General features: G+C 53.3%; 1 protein-coding gene. It reads left to right on the plus strand.

The genetic code is table 11. The annotated features are described in order from the left end of the window. The coding region (locus tag Q8W24_RS16730) for a cadherin repeat domain-containing protein (protein WP_305476030.1) at positions 1–1,628 on the plus strand (1,628 nt) is incomplete at both ends.

The raw sequence follows: 1,628 nt of genomic DNA on the forward strand, positions 1-1,628 counted from the left end.
TCCTTGTCTGGCACTGACGCCAGTGACTTCAGCATCGACAGCAGTACGGGCGTTGTTACCTTGCTGAACAACCCCGACTACGAAACCAAGTCCAGTTACTCATTTATCGTTACCGCTACCGATGGCGCCGGTAACCATACCGACCAAGCGGTTACCCTCGATGTTAACGATATTGCCCCAGAAGCCAGTATTGTGTTATCGCCCGCGACAGTACAACTGGAAGCACTGGGTAAGACCAATGGTTATGACGTTGATCCTCAAATCACTGCGGTGGGCAGCGCTGGCGCCTATGTGGTGACCTGGTCTGGTGAGGATAGCGACGGTGATTGGTCGATCTTTGTGCAGGCATTTAACGCCGATGGTTCCTTCAATGGCACCACGGTACAGCTGGAGCTGGGTAAGGCCGAAAGTCCCCAAATCACTGCGGTGGGCAGTGATGGCGCCTATGTGGTGACCTGGTACGGGTACGAGGGTGCTGGCTATTCAGGTGATCGGTCGATCTTTGTGCAGGCGTTTAAAGCCGATGGTTCCTTCAATGGCACCACGGTACAGCTGGAAGGGCTGGGTAATACCACTGGCCATGACTTTGATCCTCAAATCACCGCGGTGGGCAACGCTGGCGCCTATGTGGTGACCTGGTACGGAAGGGATAGCGACGTTGATTATTCAATCTTTGTGCAGGCGTTTAATGCCGATGGCTCCGTCAACGGCACCACGGTACAGCTGGAAGGGCTGAGTAATACCACTGGTCATGACTATGATCCACAAATCACTGCGGTGGGCAGCGCTGGCGCTTATGTGGTGACCTGGCGTGGTGATGATAGCGACGGTGACTATTCGATCTTTGTGCAGGCGTTTAAAGCCGATGGCTCCTTCAACGGTGACACGGTACAGCTGGAAGCACTGGGTAAGACCAATGATAATGACTATTATCCGCAAATCACTGCGGTAGGTAGTGATGGCGCCTATGTGGTGACTTGGTACGGAAGGAATGGCGACAGTAGTTTGGCGATCTTTGTACAGGCCTTTGATGCTGACGGCTTCTTAAACGGTGCCACGGTACAGTTGGGAACACTGGATGATTGGTATTGGCACCCTCAAATCACTGCGGTAGGCAGCGCTGGCGCCTATGTGGTGACCTGGTACGGTGATGATAGCGACGGTGACTATTCGATCTTTGTGCAAGCGTTTGATGCCAATGGTTCCTTCAACGGTGACACAGTACAGCTGGAAGCGCCGGGTAATACCACCAGTGGCGACTATTGGCCTCAAATTACCGCCGTGGGCACTGATGGCGCCTATGTGGTGACCTGGTACGGAAGGGATAGCGACGGTGATTTTTCGATCTTTGTGCAGGCGTTTAACGCCGAAGGTTCCGTCAACGGTGACACAGTACAGCTGGAAGCACTGGGTTATACCACTGACTATGCCCCCCAAATCACTGCGGTAGGCAGTGCTGGTGCCTATGTGGTGACCTGGGTCGGGACTGATAGTGACGGTGATGAGTCGATCTTTGTGCAGGCATTTAATGCCGATGGCACACTGGTGATAGATAGCACCTATGAAACAGGGGAGTTGATCACACTACAAAGCAATGAAGCGGGTACGGTGTATTTGGTGAGCGATAC

Source organism: Oceanobacter sp. 4_MG-2023 (assembly GCF_030689165.1).
Lineage (GTDB): Bacteria > Pseudomonadota > Gammaproteobacteria > Pseudomonadales > Oceanobacteraceae > Oceanobacter.